Origin of the sequence: Bradyrhizobium sp. URHD0069 (assembly GCF_000701345.1) — a bacterium.
In the GTDB taxonomy this organism is placed as follows: Bacteria; Pseudomonadota; Alphaproteobacteria; order Rhizobiales; family Xanthobacteraceae; genus Bradyrhizobium.
Genome location: NZ_KL370776.1, coordinates 22,007 through 43,868 on the forward strand (window position 1 = coordinate 22,007; position 21,862 = coordinate 43,868).

The 21,862-nt window shown below is 60.4% G+C and carries 19 protein-coding genes; 8 read left to right on the forward strand and 11 right to left on the reverse strand.

Annotation, left to right across the window (positions count from 1 at the left end; all coding sequences use genetic code 11):
* Window positions 1-42: 42 nt before the first annotated feature.
* Window positions 43-513: a MerR family transcriptional regulator gene (locus N554_RS0132380; RefSeq protein ID WP_029587230.1), complete on the reverse strand. Its 471-nt coding sequence runs from the start codon at window positions 511-513 to the stop codon at window positions 43-45.
* A gap of 111 nt (window positions 514-624) precedes the next feature.
* On the opposite strand from N554_RS0132380, the gene N554_RS42540 reads away from it, so the two are divergent.
* The 4 genes from N554_RS42540 (at window position 625) to N554_RS0132405 (ending at window position 3,368) form a co-directional block, all read left to right on the forward strand.
* Entirely contained in the window at window positions 625-1,350 is a 726-nt protein-coding gene (locus tag N554_RS42540) for a hypothetical protein (protein WP_245283787.1), read from the forward strand.
* A 60-nt stretch (window positions 1,351-1,410) separates the two neighbouring features.
* Window positions 1,411-1,734 carry a YnfA family protein gene (locus tag N554_RS0132395; protein ID WP_029587231.1) on the forward strand — a complete coding sequence of 108 codons (324 nt, stop codon included), beginning with the start codon at window positions 1,411-1,413 and terminating at the stop codon, window positions 1,732-1,734.
* A 215-nt stretch (window positions 1,735-1,949) separates the two neighbouring features.
* Complete coding sequence (locus N554_RS0132400; RefSeq protein ID WP_029587232.1) at window positions 1,950-2,495, forward strand: sigma-70 family RNA polymerase sigma factor; 546 nt, start codon at window positions 1,950-1,952, stop codon at window positions 2,493-2,495.
* Window positions 2,496-2,498: 3 nt separating this feature from the next.
* Window positions 2,499-3,368, forward strand: a complete 870-nt coding sequence (locus tag N554_RS0132405) for an anti-sigma factor (RefSeq protein ID WP_029587233.1) — start codon at window positions 2,499-2,501, stop codon at window positions 3,366-3,368.
* A gap of 155 nt (window positions 3,369-3,523) precedes the next feature.
* Here N554_RS0132405 and N554_RS0132410 read toward each other — a convergent pair whose 3' ends face one another.
* The 5 genes from N554_RS0132410 to N554_RS0132435 form a co-directional block, all read right to left on the reverse strand.
* Complete coding sequence (locus N554_RS0132410) at window positions 3,524-3,721, reverse strand: hypothetical protein (RefSeq protein ID WP_029587234.1); 198 nt, start codon at window positions 3,719-3,721, stop codon at window positions 3,524-3,526.
* 322 nt (window positions 3,722-4,043) lie between these two features.
* Entirely contained in the window at window positions 4,044-6,278 is a 2,235-nt protein-coding gene (gene flhA, locus N554_RS0132415) for a flagellar biosynthesis protein FlhA (RefSeq protein ID WP_156042234.1), read from the reverse strand.
* Between the two features lie 573 nt (window positions 6,279-6,851).
* Window positions 6,852-8,510 (reverse strand): BA14K family protein, encoded by a 1,659-nt coding sequence (locus tag N554_RS42545; RefSeq protein WP_156042235.1) that lies wholly within the window; start codon window positions 8,508-8,510, stop codon window positions 6,852-6,854.
* Between the two features lie 67 nt (window positions 8,511-8,577).
* Window positions 8,578-8,844, reverse strand: coding sequence for a hypothetical protein (locus N554_RS0132430; protein WP_036054919.1), 267 nt, complete (start codon window positions 8,842-8,844; stop codon window positions 8,578-8,580).
* A gap of 90 nt (window positions 8,845-8,934) precedes the next feature.
* The gene (locus N554_RS0132435) at window positions 8,935-10,413 is read right to left on the reverse strand and encodes a hypothetical protein (RefSeq protein ID WP_156042236.1); all 1,479 of its coding nucleotides are present in this window, start codon (window positions 10,411-10,413) and stop codon (window positions 8,935-8,937) included.
* Window positions 10,414-11,388: 975 nt separating this feature from the next.
* On the opposite strand from N554_RS0132435, the gene N554_RS0132445 reads away from it, so the two are divergent.
* Both N554_RS0132445 and N554_RS0132450 read left to right on the forward strand, forming a co-directional pair.
* Window positions 11,389-12,924 carry a porin gene (locus N554_RS0132445; RefSeq protein ID WP_029587239.1) on the forward strand — a complete coding sequence of 512 codons (1,536 nt, stop codon included), beginning with the start codon at window positions 11,389-11,391 and terminating at the stop codon, window positions 12,922-12,924.
* A 484-nt stretch (window positions 12,925-13,408) separates the two neighbouring features.
* Window positions 13,409-13,699, forward strand: a complete 291-nt coding sequence (locus N554_RS0132450; RefSeq protein ID WP_029587240.1) for a hypothetical protein — start codon at window positions 13,409-13,411, stop codon at window positions 13,697-13,699.
* A 957-nt stretch (window positions 13,700-14,656) separates the two neighbouring features.
* Here N554_RS0132450 and N554_RS0132455 read toward each other — a convergent pair.
* Together N554_RS0132455 and N554_RS0132460 are read right to left on the reverse strand one after the other, a co-directional pair.
* Window positions 14,657-14,899, reverse strand: a complete 243-nt coding sequence (locus N554_RS0132455; protein ID WP_036054921.1) for a hypothetical protein — start codon at window positions 14,897-14,899, stop codon at window positions 14,657-14,659.
* 47 nt (window positions 14,900-14,946) lie between these two features.
* Entirely contained in the window at window positions 14,947-16,263 is a 1,317-nt protein-coding gene (locus tag N554_RS0132460) for a hypothetical protein (RefSeq protein ID WP_029587242.1), read from the reverse strand.
* 412 nt (window positions 16,264-16,675) lie between these two features.
* Between N554_RS0132460 and N554_RS0132465 the strand changes: the two genes are divergently transcribed.
* Both N554_RS0132465 and N554_RS0132470 read left to right on the forward strand, forming a co-directional pair.
* Window positions 16,676-17,146, forward strand: a complete 471-nt coding sequence (locus N554_RS0132465; protein ID WP_029587243.1) for an SgcJ/EcaC family oxidoreductase — start codon at window positions 16,676-16,678, stop codon at window positions 17,144-17,146.
* Window positions 17,147-17,484: 338 nt separating this feature from the next.
* A complete protein-coding gene (locus tag N554_RS0132470; protein WP_156042237.1) occupies window positions 17,485-17,820 on the forward strand; it encodes a hypothetical protein in 336 nt (111 codons plus the stop codon).
* Window positions 17,821-18,075: 255 nt separating this feature from the next.
* Here the strand turns inward: N554_RS0132470 and N554_RS0132475 are convergent, their stop codons facing one another.
* The 3 genes from N554_RS0132475 to N554_RS0132485 all read right to left on the reverse strand — a co-directional run bounded on the left by N554_RS0132475 (window position 18,076) and on the right by N554_RS0132485 (window position 21,620).
* The gene (locus tag N554_RS0132475) at window positions 18,076-19,074 is read right to left on the reverse strand and encodes a hypothetical protein (protein WP_245283788.1); all 999 of its coding nucleotides are present in this window, start codon (window positions 19,072-19,074) and stop codon (window positions 18,076-18,078) included.
* Between the two features lie 290 nt (window positions 19,075-19,364).
* Complete coding sequence (locus tag N554_RS0132480; protein ID WP_245283789.1) at window positions 19,365-20,807, reverse strand: hypothetical protein; 1,443 nt, start codon at window positions 20,805-20,807, stop codon at window positions 19,365-19,367.
* Window positions 20,808-21,146: 339 nt separating this feature from the next.
* Window positions 21,147-21,620 (reverse strand): phosphate-starvation-inducible protein PsiE, encoded by a 474-nt coding sequence (locus N554_RS0132485; protein ID WP_051677837.1) that lies wholly within the window; start codon window positions 21,618-21,620, stop codon window positions 21,147-21,149.
* Window positions 21,621-21,862: the final 242 nt, after the last annotated feature.

Consider the following 21,862-nt stretch of genomic DNA (forward strand, 5'->3'; position numbering starts at 1 on the left):
CCGGTGTCCAAAGGCTCGCCATGGGTGATTTGGTGGCACGGTTTACCCGCAACGAGGCAGCGCGTTTGATCGGCGACCCGCTGGCGCGACATTCACAACGCCGGGGCCTCCCGAGAGATCGTCGAGGATCACACAATCCGGTCCCGGTCCCCCGGCGCAGGACGAATCGCAGTTCGCGACGAAGCCCGCAATGCTGCGCTCCAGCGCCTTCAACTCGCTCAAGTTCGCGCGCACGGCCGCGAGATGTTCCTGGGCCAGGTCGCGGGCGTGCATGCAGGAACTCTGCGGGTCTTGCACGAGCGCTATAAGCGAGCGTACCTGTTCGATTGAAAAGCCGAACTCGCGGCAACGGCGAATGAAGGTCAGATGCTTCACATCGGCATCGCCATATACGCGTTGCCCGCCCGATTGCCGGTCTGCCGAACGCAGCAGGCCAATCTCTTCATAGTAACGGATCGTGGGCGCGGTGGTGCCTGTCAGCTCCGCGAGCGCTCCAATCTTAAGGTTCGACATGCCCTGACTCTCTTAGCGGTTTTTTCCTCTTGAACCTCAAGTTACTTGAGGAACTATCCTGTCGGCAAGGCTCGCGTCAAAACCGGCAGGGCCGATAGGAGAGAGCAAGCAATGACCATGACCGAAGCGTCGCCCATCGCCTGCACGCTGGCCCCCGGTGAATTTAGGGACCGGCTGGCATGGATCGGCGCACTGACGCGTGATGCCCTGCGCGGCCACGAGCGCCGCGATTTAGTTCTGGACCTTCGTTACGCGCTGGAGGCCGGCGAGCGCGTCCGCGAGATGGTTCGCAATGAGCAAGCCTGTTGCTCGTTCCTCACCTTCGATCTGCAGGAAGCGCCGGACGAAATCCGGCTCACCATCACGGCGCCCGAATCGGCGCGGGAGGCGGCTGACATGCTGTTCGAGCAGTTCGTTGCAGATGCGCCCGCGTCGTCGGCCTGCGCGTGCGCGGTACCATCGGCTTCGGATATGGCATTGCCAATTGCCAGGAAACCATCCGGCGTTAAGGCTGCCGGACTGACCGCCGCGACGCTGGCGACCGGAGCGGTCGCGTGCGGCGCATGTTGCGTGCTGCCATTTGCCTTGCCTGCCGCGGCGCTCGCGGGTACCGGAGGCATTCTCGCTTGGTTCGTCGGCGCGTACCCCTGGGTCACGGGGCTTGCCATCCTCGCCGTTATCGGAGCGTGGGCCTGGATCGCGTGGCAAACGGTTCAGACCCGCCGCAGGCCCGTGGCGTCCACGCTTTACATCATGGCGGCGGCAACCGCTCTCACGGCCATCGCGGCACTGTGGCCCTTTATCGCGCCGCATCTTGCGCGCGCGTTGATGGTGTAGCGATGCGGCGGTTCGATCTTCAGCCTTGATTAAGCAACGGAGGGTGTGAAACGGTCAGCCATGAAGACGACGCTTGTCTATATTGGAGCCGCCATTGCCGAGATCGCGGGGTGCTTTGCCTTCTGGGGCTGGCTGCGCCTTGGCAAGCCGGTCTGGTGGCTGATCCCGGGTCTGCTCTCGCTGGTTGTCTTCGCTTATGCGCTGACATTGGTCGAAGCCAATGCGGCGGGCAGGGCCTATGCCGCCTATGGCGGCGTTTACATCGCCGCCTCGCTGCTCTGGCTGTGGGCAATCGAAAGTGTGCGCCCTGATCGGTGGGACATCACCGGAGCGGCTATCTGCCTGATTGGCGCGGGCGTGATTCTTGTAGGTCCGCGCGGATAAAAACCCAACGGTTGTCTTGCCTCGACCTGACGCTTTTCCATTTGCCATAGCATCATCGGACCCAGGCCGCGAGCTCCGGATTTTTCTTCGGTGCGGTGTCCACAGGCTCGTTACGGGCGACTTGGTGGCACGGTTTGGCGCATGATACGACACATCTCGATAGCCGTATCAGGTACGTACCAAGCGATGGGGCATTGCGACGTTGGGGACGCTGAATGCTAACGTCAGCTGAGTTGGTCTGGCTGATTGCCGCCGTTGCGAAGGGGGATGAGGCCGCTTTTGAGCGTCTTTACGCCGCCACGCGCGCGAAACTCTTTGGCGTTGTGCTCCGTATCTTGCGGCGACACGACCTCGCGGAGGAGGTCATTCAGGAGACTTATGTCAAGATCTGGAGCAGTGCCGGACAGTTCAATCCCGGTCTGGCGTCGCCGATCACGTGGATGGCGTCCATCGCCCGAAACCGTGCCATCGACGTGGTGCGCAAACGGAGCGAGGCCTCGATCGAAGAGGAGCCGGCGGCGATGGAAGTAGCTGCCGATAGCCCGGATCCGCTAACGCGTCGGGAGATGACCGAAGAATTGAAGCGCTTGCTGGAGTGCGTTGGCCGTCTCGAGCCGGATCGGCAAAAGCTGGTGCTGTTGGCCTATTATAACGGCTGGAGCCGTGAGCAGCTGGCGGCGAAGTTCGAGACGCCGGTGAATACGGTGAAGACCTGGCTGCGCCGCAGCATGCTGGATATCCGGGAGTGCCTTGGACTTTAGATGATGGCCTATAGCGAAGACCATATCGCGCTCGCCGCCGAATACGCGCTCGGCACCCTCGATGCCGATGAGCGGGCTCAGGTCGAGACCATGATGGCCGTCGACAAAGACTTCACGGCGATCGTCCATGCGTGGGAGCACAAGCTCGGCGTCCTGAACGAGATGGTCGGATCAGTCGAGCCGCGGCCTGAGGTCTGGGACAAGATCAAAACAGCAGCGGGGCTTTCCGAACCGCAGGCGCCGCTGGTGCTTCCCGAGGCTGCGCCGGCGCCGGTGGCTCCGGTCGTGGAGGAATCTCCCGTCGTCACCGACAACTCCAACGTCGTCCAGTTGTCCGCACAGGCTCGGCGCTGGCGCAACGTTGCAATGTTCACCACGGCGATCGCGGCGGCACTGGTCGCAATGATCTCGGTCGGGGCCTATCAGCCTGATTTGCTTCCCGCGGCTATCCGTCCGAAGCCGCGGACGCAGGTGGTTGAAGTAAAGACCCCCTCAGCTCCAACGCCTTCGGCCCAGTATGTCGCCGTCCTGCAGAAGGAGGGCGGGTCGCCTGCGTTCATTCTCACTGTTGACGGTGCGACCAGGAATTTCACGGTTCGCAAGGTCGACGCCACCGCCGAGCCCGATAAGAGCTTCGAGCTTTGGCTGATCTCGGACAAGCTGCCACGGCCGCGCTCGCTTGGCGTCATTGGCAACGGTGACTTCACGGCGCGTCCAGTGCTGGCCTCATACGACGCCGACACCATCAACAGCGCAACCTATGCCGTGACCATCGAGCAGGCGGGTGGATCGCCTGACGGCAACCCGCACTCCGCGCCTGTTTATACCGGCAAGCTGATCGAGAGCGTTCCGCCTGTCGCGCCTGCGCGGTAGAATCTGGCGCATCGATCCGGAAGTTGCGAGCAGGTGAGACAAAAAGAAAACGCCCGTGGGGAGCGGGCGTTTTCGGTAGTCACTTGGGGTAGTTGGGGTCTTCTTAGTATCCACGTGGCGACTTTGGGGGGCTGGTAAAGAGCCGCGTGAATTCGTTAGCGGACGAGTGATGTGTCCGAACTGGTGATCGCCACGGCCTTGCCGGCCTTAACGACGCGTGCAGTTTGGGTGTAGTCGTCCGAATTGGTCCGAGCCGAGATGCCGAAGGCCGCCACTGCGATTCCCGCAACGAGCGCCACGACCACGATCTTAAGGTGGGTCGAGCGATCCGCGCTGTAGATCGAATGGTTCATGGAAGCCTCCTGCCGCCTTCCCGTCTCTGCGAATTTGTCTGTGTTGTCCGCCGACAGGTTCAAGATCTCCGTGGTACGAAACGTAGGGATTCGGCTTTCAGTTCCTAGGGGACGATCACAAGGCAGTGAAAAGACTTGAACGGCCGCGATCACGGGTTGAGCTGGAAGGCTCCGATCCGGAAGAATTATCGAATGATTGCAATGGGTTGTGTATTTATTGCGGCTCTTGGCCCGAAACGGCGCGCCAAGGGCGCCCGCCGAAAAATCGTTTGCGTGTGACCAAAATGCCCCGCCCGTCGCCCCCGTCAAATCTGTCGGGAAATCAGACGCTTCCGACCGTCTTCAGCCGCGCGCGGGGGTGGATTTCGGCCTGCGACAGAACGGTGGTTTGCGCTCTGAAACGCTCTACCAGCGAACGCACGAACGGCCGGATCGCCGCCGACGTCACCAATACCGGCGCCTCGCCTTCGCGGGCGGCCTGTTCGAAGCGGTCGCGCACCGCGGTCATGAACTCGGATAGTTTGGAGGGCTGCATGGCAAGGCTGCGTTCTTCGCCCTGGCCGATCAGCGACTCGGCAAAGGCCTGTTCCCATTTCGCCGACAGCGCGATCAGCGGCAGGTAGCCGCTGCCAGAGGTATTTTGCGCGCAAATCTGTCGCGCCAGCCTGGCGCGAACGTGCTCGACCATGGTTGCCGGGTTGCGCGAAAACGCCAGCGCGTCGGCGATGCCTTCGAGAATGGTCGAGAGGTCGCGGATCGAGATGCGCTCGGCGAGCAATAGCTGCAGCACGCGCTGAATGCCCGAGATGGTGACCTGGCTCGGCACGATGTCCTTGACCAGTTCGCCTTGCTCCTTCGGCAGCTCCTTCAAGAGCTTTTGCACTTCGCCGTAGGACAACAGGTCCGACACGTTGTTCTTGAGCAGCTCGGTGAGATGGGTCGAGAGCACGGTCGCGGCGTCCACCACCGTATAGCCCTTCAGCGAAGCCTCCTCCTTCAGGCTGGCGTCGACCCATGTCGCCGGCAGCCCGAAGGTCGGCTCGATGGTGTGAATGCCGGGCACGCCGACCTGATTGCCGGCGGGGTCCATGACCATGAACTGGTTCGGCCAGATCTTGCCGCTGCCTGCGTCCACTTCCTTGATCTTGATGATGTAGGTGTTGGCTTCCAGCTGCACATTGTCGAGAATGCGTACCGCCGGCATCACAAAGCCCATCTCGATCGCGAGCGAACGGCGCAGCGCCTTGATCTGCTCGGTCAACCGATCGGTACCGTCGGGGCCATTTACCAGCGGCAGCAGCGCATAACCGAGCTCGATCTTGAGGTCGTCGATCTTCAGCGCGGTGGCGATCGGCTCCTCCGCCGCAGCACTGGCAGCAGCGGCTGCCGCGGGAGCCGCTGCCGCGGCGGCTTCGGCGGCCGAGGCCGCATGCTTGTGTTTGCGCGCGTTCCAAGCCAGCACCGCCGCACCGCCGCCGAGGGCGAGGAAGGGAAGCATCGGAATGCCCGGGAGTATCGCCAGCACCAGCATCACGCCGGCCGACATGCCGAGCGCCTGCGGATAGCCGGAGAGTTGCTTCATCATCGCCTTATCGGCGGCGCCGCTGACGCCTGCCTTCGAGACCAGCAAGCCGGCCGCGGTGGAGACGATCAGCGCCGGCACTTGCGTGACTAGTCCATCGCCGACGGTCAGCAGCGTGTAGGTGCGCGCGGCTTCGGCGAAGCCGAGGCCTTGCTGGGCGACGCCGATGATGATTCCGCCGATGACGTTGATGAAGACGACCAAAAGGCCCGCGATCGCGTCGCCGCGCACGAATTTCGACGCACCGTCCATCGCCCCGAAGAAGCCGCTTTCGTCTTCCAGCGCCTTGCGGCGTTCTTTGGCGACCTTCTCATCGATCAGGCCGGCGGAGAGATCGGCGTCGATCGCCATCTGCTTGCCCGGCATGGCATCGAGGTGGAACCGCGCGGCGACTTCCGCGATGCGGCCCGAGCCTTTGGTGATGACGACGAAATTCACGATCACCAGAATGGCGAAGACGATAATTCCGATCACGAAATTGCCGCCCATCACGAAATTGCCGAACGCCTCGATGACGTGGCCGGCTGCCGCCGTGCCCTCGTGGCCGTGCGACAGGATCAGCCGCGTCGATGCCAGGTTGAGCGACAGCCGCAGCATGGTCGAGATCAACAGGATGGTCGGGAACGCGGAGAATTCCAGTGGCGCCTGGATGAACAGCGCCGTCATCAGGATCAGGATCGACAGGATGATCGAGATGGCGAGAAAAAGATCGAGCACGATCGAGGGCAGGGGGAGAATCAGCACCACCAGAATGGTGAGGACGCCGAACGCCAGCGCGAGATCGCCGCGCTTCAGGATGTTGCCGATTTCACTCAAGCTCGGAAATGCGGTCCCCGGCGCCGCTCCGCCCTGACCCGCCGTGACATCGACCATGGTTGCTGCTTCCCCCCGCGTATGCCGGTCGCGGGCGCCAAACGTCTGCGCGGCGGCCGAAGGACCACCGTTTCGAAAGTGAGGCACCGCACTGGCGTCCACGGGCACTCCCCCGTCTTACGCGTTCGACGACACTCGACTTCACTCGGCAATTTTTGCCCAGTTTATGGTTAGGAAAGCGTTAACGGGGTACCGATTCGGGCCGTCGTTCCGCCACTGGAGCCGCCTCCCACACCCCGTTGGCGGACGATGACGGGTGGGAGGGGCGCGACGCAGCTTCGCGATCCCGCGGCCCAATGCCCGGGTTCTGCCTGACCGTTTTCCCTCCGATACGGAGGGAGTGCAGCGTTCCGGGGCGATTTTGCATCACGCTATGGTGCTCCTCGAACACCGAGCCGCCTGCTTACTACTTAGAGCTGATCGCCAGCGCCGATGCGCGAACGTCATTTGTCGACATCGCCATCCTCCGTTTTCAATTGTTCGCGCTCATGAAGGCGTTCCAAGATCGCCGTGCGCCTTGGTATCAGCGCGGCCTCATCCGCAAACCGCTGCGCAAGATCGGCGTGATACCGTTGCACGACGTCGAGCGTTGTCGAACACGTCGCCGCAGGGGCACTTGCTGAAGCGACTGCACGGTTTGCCCGGGGCCTCTTCATTCAAAACGCCGACTTGAACTTATGGGCAGGAATGGCGCCGTCCGTCATAGCCCCTGTAGGTTCCGGATGCTGGATCGTAAGTCCGATAGCGCTGGCAGCTGTAGCCATTGTCTGGGCTCATGGCGTGCTCGCGGGGTAATGGCACTGTTTTAACCGGTCTAATTGCCGTTTTGCTGTTCTCTGGCGTCACGTCCGGTTGCTTTGCGGCCTGGGCGGGCTTCACCAAGGCGTCGCTGTTTGCCCAGGCGGGCAAGGAGACACCGGGCCTCTCTTCCACAGCAGCGGGTTTCTGTCTCACGTCCACGGCTTCGTCGCCCGCCTTGCGCAACAGTGCTACCTGCTTCTCGACTTCGCGGCGCGTTTGAGCGAGTTCGTTCGCCAGCGCGGCACCGCGAGCGCGTTCCTCTCCGAGCGCGTGGCGATGTTGCACCATGCTCGCCGTCAGCTCTTGTCGCGCGGCGGCGACCTCCTGCGCGAGGGCGGCCGTTTTCTCGCGCTCCTGTCCGAGCGATTGGGCGCTCTTCGCGGCTTCTGTCTGCTTGAGCTGCCCTGTTTCCTCGCTCGCCTTGCGCAATTGCGCCGCCTGCGTCTCGATTTCGCGCTGCGCCGTCGCAAGTTCGCTCCACAGTGCGGCACGGCGCGCGCTTTCCTCATCGAGCGCTTGACGATGTTTCGCCGTGCTTGTGGTCAGCTCTTGTCGCCCCGCGGCGGCCTCCTGCGCGAGCGCGGCCGTTTTCTCGCGCTCCTGTCCGAGCGATTGTGTGATCTTGGCGGCTTCCGCCTGCCTGAGCTGCTCTGTTTCCTCGCTCGACTTCAACAGCGCCGCCTGCGTCTCAATTTCGCGCTGCGCCGTCGCCAGTTCGCTCGCCAGTGCGGCGCTGCGCGCGCGTTCCTCGTCGAGCGCTTGACGAGGTTGCGCCGTGCTTGCGGTCAGCTCTTGTCGCGCGGCGGCGGCCTCCTGCGCGAGGGCGGCCGTTTTCTCGCGCTCCTGTCCGAGCGATTGTGCGGTCTTCGCGGCTTCCGCCCGCAGCAGCTGCACATCGAGCCCCTTGATGGCACGCCGGTCCTCGGTCAACTCTTGCGCCAAAGCTTGGGCACGCCCTTCCGTTAGGGATTGTTGGGCTTCCGGTACCGCCGCCACCGCGACCTGCTGGGCCTGCGCAGCCTCCTGCGCCCCCGACTGCGCTCTGACCTGATCGGCCTCGGCGTGCTGCTCAAGCGCCAATACGTCGGTCTTCCCCGAGTCCTGGCTCGGCAACTGGGTCTCTTGCTCGACGACCTGCCCGCCGATCGTGCTGACCCTAACGATATCCCGTTGACCGGCGTCTCGCGTGACATAGAAAAACAGGCCGATGAGCGCCGCCGCTGCAACGACGCCAACGAAGAAGCTATAGCCGCGCCGCCATCCCGACGGCCTGACCTGAGAGGGGTTGCTGGATCCTTCGTCCTCTTGCAGGAGATATTCGGCGCGCGGCATTGGATGCCAATGTGTCGGCGCGATCTTGCTCGGCTCGCTGTTTTTCCCGACCCATTCACCCGCCTCAGGCGACCAGTGAGCGACGCCATAGGTCATACTCGTGTCATCCTCGAGAATGACGAATTTCCCATCTCTCGGTGCGGTCTCGATCGCGTGGCGCATGCAAAAAGACGCCCATTCTGCGTGTAGCACGAGCTGCATAAAGTTCTCCGCCGAAAACGGCGCATCTGATTTGACGCTCGTCAATAATAAATGGGCAGTGTGGGTATCATTGCTTGTGGATCGGGCGATCGAGTGCAGAATTCACATCACCGCCCAATGAAGCAGCGAGAGCCACTGTCTCGGCGCCGTGCGTGCCCGACAACAGAAACACGCGATCGCACAGCTTGCGCAGCCCGGCCAAAAATCCTTTAGCCGGTTCGACGTCCTTGGCGGCCTTTAGGATCAGAGGAGCAATGCGGCCCGGATGGGCCGAAAACAGCGCCGCCGCCCCCGCGAGGTCGTTGTAACGAAAAGTCAGCGTCAGACGACTCAATGGCCATTCAGCAGGCATGTTGTCCGGCAGCGGGTCTATCCCTGACAGTGTTACCCGCTGCCGTCCTGCTTTCTCGAACCTGTGCCGGTGTCAGATGGCGAGGTCATTCCAGGCCGACGAGCAGACCGAGCTCTTGCCATGGTCATGGTGATCGAAGATGATCTCGGTAACCTGGGTGGCCCAAAGATCCTCGCGTGCCCCAAGGCTGCCCGCCGACCACTCCTGGATGGTCCAGAAGTGCGTGGGATTATTGGGGTCGAAGGTGGTGGCGCTGTAATCGCCCCATCGGCCGTTACCCGCCGTGTAGGGACCCGTACCCGCCTGCAGCAGGATCGGGTCGCCGAACTCGAGGTCGTCTCCCACCAGCGTGCCCGCCACCGCGTAAGCGCTGGGGAAGTCATCCGGACCGGATCCCGTGAAGCCGATCACCGCTTGGCCGAGCGGATTCACAGCGATCGAGCCGAAGTAGACGTCGAGATTGTCCGGATGGATAATGCCGCTGTCGAGCAGGGTGGGCGCCGACATCGGGTCGTCGATCATGAGCCAGCGAAGCGCGGCGTGCCCGCCATCGTCGATGCTCTGCACGCCGAATAGCTTCCCATCCTGGAGCACGACGCTCGAGGAAAAGCGGCTCTCCAAGGTGTTGATCGTCGCGCTCGTACCCTCCTGGATTGCCGGTGGGGGAGGCGAGGCTGGAGGCACATCGACCAAGCGGTCCAAGACGTCGAGTTGCGGATTTGTGATCGGACCATCGATGGAGGAGATCTTCAGGAAACCTGACGACGTGAGATAGTCGGATAGGAACAGTTCCGATTCGGACGTGCCATGCGCCACCGCGGGCTGGGCACTGAAGCCGGTATCGGTAGAGTCGAGATCGTCAAACAGGGTGACGTTTGCGATGCTCGGAGCCGCTTGCAGCAGGTCATCCTTGGGAATGGCGACGAGGGTAGTCACGACGCCTGCAGTTGTGACCGGGAACATGTTGGCCGACAAGAAGACCCCGTCAGAGTCGATGCCGAGCATCGGGAAATCGGCCCAGTGATCGTCGTTGGGATCGCTGTCGATCTCCACAGCCTGCCAGCCATCGGTCGGATCCGAGGTGTTCGAAACGGCGACCAGGAAGTCGTTTAGCTGCCCTGGGTTATCCGCGGACGCCGCAAACCACCGGTCGCTCTCAGGGTCGTACAGCACGCGCGGATCGAACGAGAAGATATCTACCTGGACACCGGCTGTGGTCCAGAACGCGTCGAGCGACGACCGCTCGAGCAGAACGCCACTCTTGTCATATACGCTGTATACGCCGTTGAGTAGTTCCACGAAGTCATCGGGTCCGACGGCGCCGTTCGTATCCGGCGGAATGAAACCGGACACATCGACGGTGGCACCGGTGAAGTTGGCCCCGATCTCTATCGAATCCCGAAGCTTATCATGGTCATGTTGCTTGTGGTGGTGATCGCGACCGTGATGCCTGTCGTGACCGTAGTACCCGTCTCGGTCGCGCTGCTCGTCATGATCACGCATCCTTTGGTCATGGATGATGACATATGGCTCGTTTGAAAGAATGGCCATGTCCGACATTCCTTTCTCAGCTCTACTAGGGTTTGTGTACGCTGATGACTCAGCTTGCTGTGCCAAGTTGCGCGGTGCGTCCGGATTGCAGAAGCGGTCCCTCACCGGAGCAACGTAGAGCCAGTGGCGGGGCCAGTCCTGTGGCGAGGCGAAGGCCTCCTCGACGGCAGCAGAGCGGACCGACGCTCAAATCTTGTGGGATGCGGGCATCCATTGGCGTGGTACAGATTGCCCAGTCATCGTAAGAAAGAAACGGATAGTCCGCACACAGCGCGACGACTTCCCGGCCGGTGTAGGCGCGGGCGAGGCGGACGTTCTGCGGAATCAACCTTCCGTCAAATCGCTCTAAACGCATCGTTCCCGCCCCAGGCAATCAATTTTAAGTAGGTACGTCTTTTCCAGCGGCGCAATTTGAGATGCGTCAACTTAGGGTACAATTGACGCAGTGTTTTGCTGCGGGTCGCCGAGATGATCTACGTGAGGCCCCACATTCGAATGACGGCGCGCGGTTTCAAACAAGACGGTGAAGGCCCCACTGTCCGAGTTGGGTCATTCGCGTTGTTCTGACCATGTGCCCGTCGCTTCTGGTCTACCCCGATAAGATGGAGTAATCGGCCGGCCCAGCTTGTAGATAGCTGAAGATTTTTGGATGCTGCGCTTCAGGCTGATGGTGAAACGAGGTCCGTGGTAACGGCCTCTAGAGGTCAGCTTTTGACCCAGCCGGCCGCTAAATCGTGGAACTGGATTGGTGGAACATTTTCGCAACACCAAGTCTGAATGACATATTTCTTGGACATCAAGTCGGTTGTTGCCTGAGCAGACTTCTTGGGTACTTAATTAGTTCGCTCATTTCCTCCGTGTTTGTCCGGAGAAATCCGAAAGCGGGATCAGCTTCGGATAGTTTTTTGGAAGTGGACCACGCCCGACTCTCCAAGAGCTCAACTCGGCGGTAGCCCGGCCGGGGGTAATGAAACGATGAAAAACCATATCCTCTGCTCAATGGCTGGTCTTCTCGCCGTGAGCGGAGCCCAGGCGGCTGACCTTCCCGTTAAGGCCAGAGCGATCCAATACGTGAGGATCTGCTCGGCTTACGGTGCTGGCTTCTGGTACGTACCCGGCACCGACACCTGCATCAAGCTGAGTGGTTATCTGCGCGTTGACGCGGACTATAACGCGGGCGTTTTCGACAATCCGTATTGGAACGACGACGGTGGTCAGCACAACCGCTACGTCAATGAAATTAGTGCGCGTTCGCGGCTCGATTTCGCCGTCGATACACGCACCGCTACTGAATATGGCGTCGTCCGCACTTTCGCTCAGGCCGACTTCCAGTTCACCACATTAGCCTCAAGCCAAAATCCTAACTCAACAAGCACCAATCTCGGCAACAACGAGCAACTGCTTGACACTGCCGGTGGCGGTTATGTTGCGGTGGCCAATGTGTTCATCCAGTTCGCTGGATTTATCTTTGGTAAGTCCGAGTCGGCCTACGCGACGCCCTGGCAAGGCTTTCCGGGCAATAACACTTCGTATTTGCTCGGCGGCCACGACACCGCCAACGGCGTAAACAACATTCAGTATACCGCCGACTTCGGCAACGGTGTGTCGGGCTCGATCGGTTTGGACGAAGGTTTCGTATTCAATCGCACCGCGCTCTATAATCTTTCGACCGGGCTTAAAGCTGATGGTACATCTGGCGATGCTTATGGTGGACGCGTTGGTCCCGACATGGTCGGTCGAATCCGCGTTGACCAGACTTGGGGCATATTTCAGTTGTCGGCTGCTGCACACCAAGTAAATGGCTCCTACAATACTCTGGCCGGCAGTGCTGCCGCTCCGACCTCTGCCTCCGAACTTTCAGGGCATCCCGAAAGCAAATGGGGTGGCTCGGTGATGGCTGGGTTGAACATCAAGAATATTCCCACGGGTGCAGGTGACGACATCAAGGTCGACGCAACATGGGCGAAAGGAGACACGAAGAACGTGATCTCCACTACCTCCAAATCACCAAGCTTCGCAATGTTCGGTGGCACCAGCAATCCTGCAGCCTATCAGAGCATAGGCTTCGGAGCCACGACGGATGGTGTGTGGTTGCCGGCGGCAAACGGTGGTGACGGCCGTATCCATCTGACGGAGGCTTTCGGTATGCGCGGGGCCTTCAATCACAATTGGGATCCGTATTGGTCGACCAGCATCTTTGGCAGCTATTCGGCTCTTCGCTACGATGCTGCTGCAAAAGCTTCCTACTGTTCGGTATACACCGGCACCAGGGCGGTCTCCGCCGACTACAGCTGCAATCCGGATTTCAACGTCTCGCAACTTGGCGTCATTACCCGCTGGACGCCCGTCACGAACCTGACCTTCTCGGTCGAAACCATGTGGATTCATCTCGACCAGAATTTCACGGGTACGGCAATGTTGGATGCGTCGGCGCCGAAGCCATCCGCGACCTATCAGTTTAGGGATCAGAACACGTTCACGCTGAACATCCGCGCTCAGCGTAACTTCTGACCCAAGCAAAAGTGTCCGAATCCAGCGTTTGAACGTATCGCTTCGCTCATTTCATCCAGACGTATCAGTCTTCCCCGATAGGGTTGTCGGGTCGACCTGCGCATTGTCCTTTTCGAGGATTGCTCGGCGTTCACTCGCGTTGCGGCCTGCACACTCGCGCTGTCACCACTTTGTGAAACGCTAAACCTCCATGACTGCTCCGATTGCTTCCGGCTGGAGCGGTTGCCGGATGGGATTTGCACCCACTGGAAAGCGCCGCCTTTCACGGCGCACACCCACCTCAGACATTGGGCCGCGGCGTGTTGGTTTAGCGAAATCCCGGGCCTGGCTTCAGGGGATTTCCCCGATAGCTTCCGGGATTCCCTGATAGCAAGTGAAAATGCGCGGGCGAAAATCACCAAGGCTAACGCCGGGCTATGCCTAAGCAATAAGAAGGCGGGCGACCGGTTAGTTCGCCATGGGAGTGACAGAACGGATACAGGCTATGTATCACGCGTATCGCAAGATTTTCTTGAGCGCTGTGGCAATAGTGACCGCGCTGGGGAATCCGAGTAATCACCGAGACGCACACGCAGTCGAGGAAACCACGGCGGAAATGCTCGCGGCTCACATACGCAGGCAAGGCTATCGCTGTGGCGGGCCGCCGCTCAGTGCCGTGAGGGACGCCGAGCGCTCGAAGCCGGACGAAGCAGTCTGGGTTCTCAAATGTACGAATGTCACCTACAGGTTGACGCTCATTCCCGATATGGCGTGGAAGGTCGAGCAACTTGAATAGTGAAAATTTGTGTTCAGTGATGCAGAAAGACTTTTGCAACACTATCGGCGCCTTTGAGACGTGCCGACGCACGCTGCGAATGTCCGTTTATCGGGGTAGACCGGAAGCCATCGGTGCAAGCTCAAGACGGCGCTTTTGACCCGGACCGAACATTGAGTCCCCGCGACGTTCGCGATGTTGGGTCGCCTCACGTTGATCCAAATCAATGTGCAAGCGTAGTAGAGGAAGACCTCGCGCGGCGACCTTTCCGACTAAGCGGGCGGCCCATAGGTCGCCCGTTTCTGTTCCCGTTGTCGGTAGCGCTCCAACACGGCCCCGGCGGAGGAGGACAACCGGGGCCGCATTTATAAAGGCCGCGCGAAACACACGGGATTTTCTCTTGGTCTTGCTGTTAGTTTTTGCCGCCTGCACCCGGCGTCGAGCCTCCGAACTGGGACGAACCGGTTCCGCTGAGTGACGTCGGACCGCCCGGACAGCCGTTCGGATCGTCACAGCGCTGGTTGCCACCAGCGCTTCCGCTAGTGCCGCCACTCATGGACCCGCCTGCGGCGGGACCGGCGGGACCGCTACGGCCAACCGCGCCTGGTGAATCGCCTCCGCTCGTGGAAGGTCCGGTGCCGCTCAATGACGTGGGACCGCCCGCTGTGCCGTTAGCACCGCCAGCTTGTGCAAATGCGAAAGTGCCAGACAGCGCGAACGCCGAAGCCAAAGCGATTGTTGTGAGTTTCATGGGCCAATTCCTTTTGTTGCATAAGGAAGATAGACCCCGAAGGTGGAGAGCAACGCTGCGGTTACTCGCACGCACCACTAGCCCCAAAACAGCATATGGGATTTCTCGAATTTGCGCCAGATCAAGTTTTACGGTGATCGCTGCGATTATTTTGACGCTTGTCGGAATTGATAGACCTGCGTCGATTCGGCGACCGCGATGGACCTAGCGCCGCGCGCCAGGCTTTTTCACACCTTCCCCTTCCAGATCAGCCATCGGTAGATGCCGAACAGGTTGATGAGCGTCACCACCACGTTTTGCACCATCAGCGCATATTCCGCGGTTAGATAGCCGATGACGATCCAGATGATGGATGCTCCGCTCAGCACGACGAAAGCGCAGCCGGTGATGCGTGGCCGCACCCGGGCAGCCAGGATCAGCCCGGCGCCGATCGTGCTGACAGACGCCGCCCAGCGCAGGATGTCGGCCATCACGCTCGCGCTCCGCATTCGAACTTCGCTCCGCGTGACCTATTTGCCTAAACGGGCGCATTCATGGGCAAGCCGGCGGAGCGAACCTTTTGCTCCTCATGCACCGACCACCATTGGACCACGGCTCGAGCGACTTGGTCCCACAGCGGCGTCGGAAGGTCGGGGACCGCGATCCTGACCACATAGCGATTGCGGCTGGTGTCGCGGAACCACTCCGCCGCGCCGAAATCGAAACCGAAGCTCCCCGCATGGCGCAACGGCAATCCGGCCTTTCTCAAGTCGCCGCACAAATTCGCCGCCAATTGCTTGGTCTGCTTCTCGTCCAGCATTCGCTTCGGTGCCAGCGTGACATAGAGTCCGTGGGCGAAATGCAGCTCCGCCGACGAGCCGGCGAGCGCGGACGCAAAATAGCGCGCCGTCCGTCGGCAGTTGCGCAAAATGGCCGCGACGCGCTTGTCGGTCAGCGCCCGGTAGGCTTTCGTTCCGGCGTAGGGCGGGAAATGCGCCGGCAGCGCCGCGCCGCCGAACAGCCGCACGGCGTTGCGCATTTCCCTGGCGAGGTCCTCGAGCCGTTCCTGCTTCGCCGTGGCAACACGCTTTTCGCAGACGACGAAAACCGCGGAGCCGAGCCGGCCGTACTCCAAGCCAAGAGAATCGAGCTTGGTATGACTGCGCACGAGCACGATGGGAATCTCCCAACGGCGCGCCCAGCTCAGAACCCGGCGGATTCGCCCCGAGCCACTCGAGAAGCAGGTGGTGTCGAAAATCACGAGATCGAGCTGCGGCCTTGCGCAATGGAGGGTCGCCTCGAATGCGGCGGCGGGCGTGCACGAATCGAACAGAAGAATCCGCGGTCGGCCGGCACGAGACGCGACCTCGCCGGGTGAGCTTTTCAGCGGGACCAAACGCAAGTGGCGGGCATGGCTTTCGATCAGCTCCAGGGTTTCACCGTAGGAGCCAGGCAATACCAAGACGTCCGCTGCAGACATCAAACGTGCGGAGGCCAGCAGCAGCGCCGATATCGCCGCCATCCCGGAGGATGTGTAGATGGTGTCGTTCGCCGCCGCCGAATTGTCGAATTGGTAAAATGATGGGCCGCGCACTTCGAGGTCGGCGCGCTGATAATCGTAGCTGAACTCGAAGGGCCCCGCCCGCAACCGACCCGGATGTGCCCAGGCAGTCTCCGTGAGCGCCCAATCGCGCAGCGTATGCTCGGCCTTCAGAGCTGCGGCAATGTGGAATTTTTGTTCAATCACCTCAACCACCGACACCGGGCGCCGCAGCGCCAAAGGAGTGCCGAGGAAACCGTTCAGCAACGTGAGTTCCTGGTGTTTCCTGTCGAGATATGCCTCAAGTGTTTCCATGGCCGGCTTTCGATCGACCCACGTCGGGATTAACGTGTCGGGAGGAAATTGGGTCCGTAGTTGGCAATGCCAAGGCCGTGAAATGCATTGGTGCTCGGCTAAGCTCGGGCGAGCGGCTCGCGCAATGTCGCCTGTTTGCACTTTTCAGACCTGACGGGCCGGACAGACCATGTCAATTGACGGGAGCAGGCGGACCTCGCGATTGCGCAGGCCTGGTTCCAAAATGACCCGTTGGGCCTTGCAAGCGTCAGCATCGCTTCGTCCGTTTTGCAAGGGGGCAGAATGTGGCGTGCGCGATCCTGATCGCCATAGTTCCCCGCTCGCTGCGCCCGGACGAGTAGGTTTTCGTACTTGAACGGCGCCGCACTGCTGCCAAGATGCCACCGATCACCAGTCGTAGGGGAGAAGCGCCATGCCATCTTCTCTGAAAGCCACGAGTGCAGGATTTGCGCTGAGCATCGTCCTGCTGTCGTTTGCTAACGTCGCTTCGGCCGGACCGAAGGAGGACGTGGCGGCGGCGGCCTCGACATGGGCGGTGGCACTTGGCGAAGACGATCCCGACAAGGTGTTGCCGCTCTATTCCGACGACGCCGTGTTGTGGGGGACGCTGTCGCCGACGGTACGTTCAGATCGGGCGGCATTGCGGGATTATTTCGTGGCAGCCTTCAAGGTTCTTCCCGGCCTCAAGGTTGCCTTCGGCGATCAGCTGATCCGCGTGTACGGCAGTACGGCGGTCAATACCGGCTATTACACGTTTTCCTATGTCAAGGACGGAGAGACCAAGAGCTTGCCCGCGCGCTACAGCTTCACTTACGTCAAGAGCGACGATAATTGGCTCATTGTCGACCATCATTCCTCGGCGATGCCATCGGCTGCGAAATAGCTCTTCGGTACTTGCCGCTCGTTTAGCTGCTCTGCGTGCGGGCGAGATCAAGAGTCGGAAGCGCCGGGGGTAAGTCTCTGTCATGGCACTTTTGCGAAGTGCTGAGTGCATCGAGCAATGTCCGAATTCGAGGGCGAAGCGGAAAACAAATGCTCGTACTGAGTTCTTCTCAGTTTGGCCCTCAACGGAGTCTCGCGCAGCGGGAGCTTGCGGAGATCGTCGCCACCCCGACAAGAATTTCACTTTATGGTGACGCAGAGAGGTGCGGATACCCCGAGGAGTGCCGGTTATGTTAAAATTTGCAGATGCTTCAGGGGGGTATCTCAGAGGAGATGACCATGACCAAAAGCATTCTTGTCAGTCTTGCTGTCCTCGCTCTCTCTACTTCTGTCGCTTTGGCCGCGCAACGGACTCATCATAGCCGCGCGGTGAAGCCAAAGCCAAACGCATCTACCGCCGCGATGAACCCAAGCCCATATGCCGGTCCGATGAACCCAAACCCATATGCCCGTCCGATGTACCCAAACGCATTTGGTGGTATGGGTCCGTCTTCGGTAGGATGGCCGGGCGGTGTGAGCAACAGCGACCGCGAGCAGTATATCAAAAATCTACGCGACTCCGGGTACGATAAGAAGCAGGACTTCAACCCGAACGGGACCGTACGGACGCAATAGCGTCTGGTCTCGTCGTCCATCTTCGTCTTCCGTGGGTCCTCGCTCGGATGATAGCATCGTCGGCGGCGGCCTCTTGCGTTTGGCGACCCTACTAAGTGTCGCCTCGCAAATGCCCCTTGATGATGTGCTTGGGCATGTCGGATGTTCGCGGATGAAGCGGGCACGTCGAGTGCACCGGTAAGCCGTAATAGTGACCGAAGACATGCACGTGATCGCCGCAGTCTTCGCCAACGAACTCCGTGTGATCGGGAGCGCTCATTGCGGCGGTCGCGCTGTATCAAGCGTGCTGGCTAACTTCCGCGGCGCGCTGGCCGTCGGGCTGCGGATCACGCTGACGTCAATCCGTGCTACGCGCTGCGACGCGTCGGACGACCAGCTTGCGACCGGCGCTTCGGTACGATAGCGCGGGAGATGATTCTCGAGCGAGTAGAACACGCACAGCGCGAGGCTCGCCCAGACCGCCGCACTGAAATACAGCGACATCCAGAGAATTTCGTCCTTCCACTCCGCAAGGTCGTGCGTGACGACCCAGCGCGTGCTCACGTCGCGCAGACCCTCGAGAGGGCTCAGAAGCGCGCTGCCATCGCCGACCTCGGTCCGCCATCGGCTCAGATACATCGGGACGTCGATGGTCATCAGAAACGCCAGATAGGATGCAATCCCTGTTATCGCGACGACGAGGGCCACGCGAACGAGACCATCGAACTCCGGCAGCAACCTGCAAAGGCCAATCCCAATTACGAAGAACGCAACGGCCCACAATGAATTTTCGATGGCGTTGTACAAATAGTTTGTTGTCAGCACCGCATACCATGAGAAGCATTCGGCGATGATGATCAACGGCAGGATCACCCATGCAGCATTCAAGGTGGTGTCCGCTTCCGTCATCATGCCCAGCTGGTGCAGGATAATCGCCCACTGCGCCGCGAAGGCGATCTCGGCCACGGTGGCTACCGACCGGCCGACGACAACGCTCGACAGCCAGGTGTCGAACAGGCAGATTCGCTGCACGTCCGCGCGCGGAAGCAACGACCTGAAGGCGCAGCCAAACACATAGGCCGCACTGAGCAGGAGCATGAGCTCGATGCCGGACGTGCCGCCGATACTGCCTGCCGGCTGTTGGTGGAGCTGGCGGTACAGCACGAACCAAACCGCGATATTTACGCCGCTGACCAGGGTCAACAGACCCCACCACCTGGCCACCGGATTTGACCAGACCAGGGAACTTGACCGCGCCCGCCATTCCAAACTCATCGACTGCTCCGCGTGTAACCGAACTGACATTTGATTGTAGTAATTGTGTCACGAATCGCGGGCGGGCACGACAAAATATATCGGCGGCGGCGTGCGGGTTGATGGCGGGGTGAGGCTGGGTCCGGAGCCGTGCGGCGGATTGGCCCAGCGGGTTTGCGCACTGCGCGGTCCAATGACAGGCTCCGGCGATGCGGGTCACGCCAACGCGATCGGGGTCTCCGCGGGAAGCGCTTGGCGCATAATTCGAGCGCGTTCTCGAATGCTATCTTGCGAGCGAACGGCTTTCGTTTTCAGGCAAATAAGAAGTCCTTTTCCGTGAGCGAAACCGCGAAGTTGTGCAAAGTAACTTGATCCTCTCCTGCGGTAATGACGGTGTCAGCTGCACTTTGGGTGATGACGAGATCGTTGAATGACTGCACGCCAGCCACATCGATGAACTTGATCTGATCATGTTGGCTCTGACTGAAGTCTTCGATGGTGTTCTGGGTCCCGACTGTCATCAAGCCGTCGTCCTTGAACACGAACTGATCTTGGTCGCCCCTAGCGCCGCCTAACAATAATCCGTCACCCCACATCACGTTATTGACAGTACCGCCGGCTGCCGCGGTCCCAGCATACAGGATATCTTCGCCGCCCTTGCTGCAGCCGGACAAAGACAGCGCGTCGCCGTAGAGGACGTTATTGACCTGACCACTGCCACTGTTGTTGCCGCCGGTGAGAACATCGTTGCCGCCGTGAGCGGAGCCGGACATGGCGTCCGCGTCACCCCGGAGAATGTTCTCTCCACTGCCGCTTGTGTTACCGCAGGTTAGGTGATCATTGCCGCCAACAGCGTGATCCGACATCGTAAGGGCGTCGCCGGTGACGTTATTGGAGCCCGAGCCGCTGGCCGTGAAATTATCATTTCCGCCCTCAGCATGGCCGGTCATGTTGCCGCCCGCATCACCGTAGAAGGTGTTGAATACGCCAGAAGTGGCTACGACCGTGAAGGTATCGTTGCCGCCTTTACTGTGGCCGGAAATGTTGCCGCCGGCATCGCCGTAGAAGGTGTTGACGGAGTTTTGCAATCCCCCAATGAGGGTGGTATCCCCCGTGAAGGTGTCGTTGCCGCCTGCACTGTGGTCGGACATGTTGCCGCCAGCGTCGCCGTAGAAGGTGTTGCCGGAAATGGAGCCCCCGGTGAAGGTATCGTTGCCGCCTTTACTGTGGCCGGAAATGTTGTCGCCAGTGTCGCCGTAGAAGGTGTTTTGGGCAAAAGCAAAGGACGCCGTGAAGGTGTCGTCACCGCCCTGCGCAAAATCGAACAAGCTGCCAGCCGCGTCACCGAAGAAGATATTGTTGGCAAAGGCGCCCCCGGTGAAGGTATCGCTGCCGCCTTTACTGTGGTCGGACATGTTGCCGCCCGCGTCACCAAAGAAGGTGTTAGTGGGGGACTGGCCTGGGCCTGCACCGGGTAGACTGCCGCCCCCCCAGAAGGTGTCGTCGCCGCCTTTACTGTGGTCCGACATGTTGCCAACCGCGTCACCGTAAACAGTGTTGATGACGTTGAAAAATCCTCCAAAGAAGGTGTCGTCGCCGCCCTTGGAAAAGTCGAACATGCTGCCGCCGGCATCGCCGATCAAAAGATTTGTGATTGTTATGGATGTACTGTTGGTGTCGCCGGTGAGAGTGTCGTTAGTGCCCAGTTGATGGTCGGTTAGATCGCCCGGGGTAAATGGAACGCGCTTGAACATCATACTCTCCTGCGGATTTATCCCAGCGATCAGAATAGGCTGAAGGATCGGTGTAAGAAGATAGTTGCGCTTGCTGCGAAGGAGGCGCCCTTGTTGCGGTCACTGCAGCGCGGTTGCCTGCCGCTCGGTAGCGTCAGAGCATCATTTCTCAGGGGCCGGATGCTCAGCACCGCCCCTGTGGAGCAACACGGCATTCTTCGCTTTACACGCTCACTACCAAAGGCTTAGCGACCGCAATTGACAAATCTCAAGTTTGGACAGCAGCCCGCAGCGGGCCGGCATACGGCGCCGGTTGTTAGGCCGTGTACTCCTAAATTAAGTTTGCCAAGTACGTTCGGGCTAGGTTTGCCCCAGATCGCTACCCGGTGCATCGGTCGGGAATTTGTAGGATCCGAACCTCAGAACCAGTTCTGCGAACGACAGGATCAGGATTGCGCCGGCCACCACCAAAAGGTCCAACCCCGTTCGATGTTCCGCGCCGACAATTTCGATCAGGACTCGGGCGAGAGCCGTCATGGCAATGTAGATCAGATAGCGAACCGGAAGCTGCGTGGTCTTGAAGTAGATGCCGACCGTCGCGCCGATTTCCAGATAGATGAACAGGAGAAGGATGTCCTCGATCCGGGCGCGGCCGTGCGCCGCCATGTCAAAAAACATGGCCGCGGCCGACCAGACTGTAGTCGCGCCGATAACGAACAGTGCGAGAAGTTGAAAGGCATCGACCATGAAGGTGCCGACGGGATCCGCGAGTTCCTTCATGGCACGATGGGCGCTTGTGGCTGCGTCGCTAACTGCACGCGCGGCTTTCGCCATGGCTTGGATTCTCCCGTTTCGCCCGAAGAGCCACCGGGTTCAGCTTACCACATGTGCGATCTACGCTTGAGGATTCTGACCGCTGACGTGTTAGCCAGCGCGCTCGCCCGCTTGTGGCACGCAGCGCCGCTCTATTGCCGAACAATCGCGATTTATGAGTACACGCCCTAGTCGGCATGGGGTCCCGACGCCAATTGGCGAGCTGAGCTATTGGACTATCTAGCGGTGGAGGGGTCACTCAT

Bases quoted from the DNA above. Each gene is read 5' to 3' on its own strand.
- N554_RS42545 (WP_156042235.1), bottom strand. From the start codon at position 8,510: ATGCAGCTCGTGCTACACGCAGAATGGGCGTCTTTTTGCATGCGCCAC.
- N554_RS0132460 (WP_029587242.1), bottom strand. From the start codon at position 16,263: ATGGAAACACTTGAGGCATATCTCGACAGGAAACACCAGGAACTCACG.
- N554_RS0132480 (WP_245283789.1), bottom strand. From the start codon at position 20,807: ATGTTCAAGCGCGTTCCATTTACCCCGGGCGATCTAACCGACCATCAA.
- N554_RS0132470 (WP_156042237.1), top strand. From the start codon at position 17,485: ATGACCAAAAGCATTCTTGTCAGTCTTGCTGTCCTCGCTCTCTCTACT.
- N554_RS0132410 (WP_029587234.1), bottom strand. From the start codon at position 3,721: ATGAACCATTCGATCTACAGCGCGGATCGCTCGACCCACCTTAAGATC.
- N554_RS0132400 (WP_029587232.1), top strand. From the start codon at position 1,950: ATGCTAACGTCAGCTGAGTTGGTCTGGCTGATTGCCGCCGTTGCGAAG.
- N554_RS0132405 (WP_029587233.1), top strand. From the start codon at position 2,499: ATGGCCTATAGCGAAGACCATATCGCGCTCGCCGCCGAATACGCGCTC.
- N554_RS0132455 (WP_036054921.1), bottom strand. From the start codon at position 14,899: ATGGCCGACATCCTGCGCTGGGCGGCGTCTGTCAGCACGATCGGCGCC.
- N554_RS42540 (WP_245283787.1), top strand. From the start codon at position 625: ATGACCATGACCGAAGCGTCGCCCATCGCCTGCACGCTGGCCCCCGGT.
- N554_RS0132445 (WP_029587239.1), top strand. From the start codon at position 11,389: ATGAAAAACCATATCCTCTGCTCAATGGCTGGTCTTCTCGCCGTGAGC.
- N554_RS0132465 (WP_029587243.1), top strand. From the start codon at position 16,676: ATGCCATCTTCTCTGAAAGCCACGAGTGCAGGATTTGCGCTGAGCATC.
- N554_RS0132435 (WP_156042236.1), bottom strand. From the start codon at position 10,413: ATGGCCATTCTTTCAAACGAGCCATATGTCATCATCCATGACCAAAGG.
- N554_RS0132395 (WP_029587231.1), top strand. From the start codon at position 1,411: ATGAAGACGACGCTTGTCTATATTGGAGCCGCCATTGCCGAGATCGCG.
- N554_RS0132475 (WP_245283788.1), bottom strand. From the start codon at position 19,074: ATGAGTTTGGAATGGCGGGCGCGGTCAAGTTCCCTGGTCTGGTCAAAT.
- N554_RS0132485 (WP_051677837.1), bottom strand. From the start codon at position 21,620: ATGGCGAAAGCCGCGCGTGCAGTTAGCGACGCAGCCACAAGCGCCCAT.
- N554_RS0132450 (WP_029587240.1), top strand. From the start codon at position 13,409: ATGTATCACGCGTATCGCAAGATTTTCTTGAGCGCTGTGGCAATAGTG.
- N554_RS0132380 (WP_029587230.1), bottom strand. From the start codon at position 513: ATGTCGAACCTTAAGATTGGAGCGCTCGCGGAGCTGACAGGCACCACC.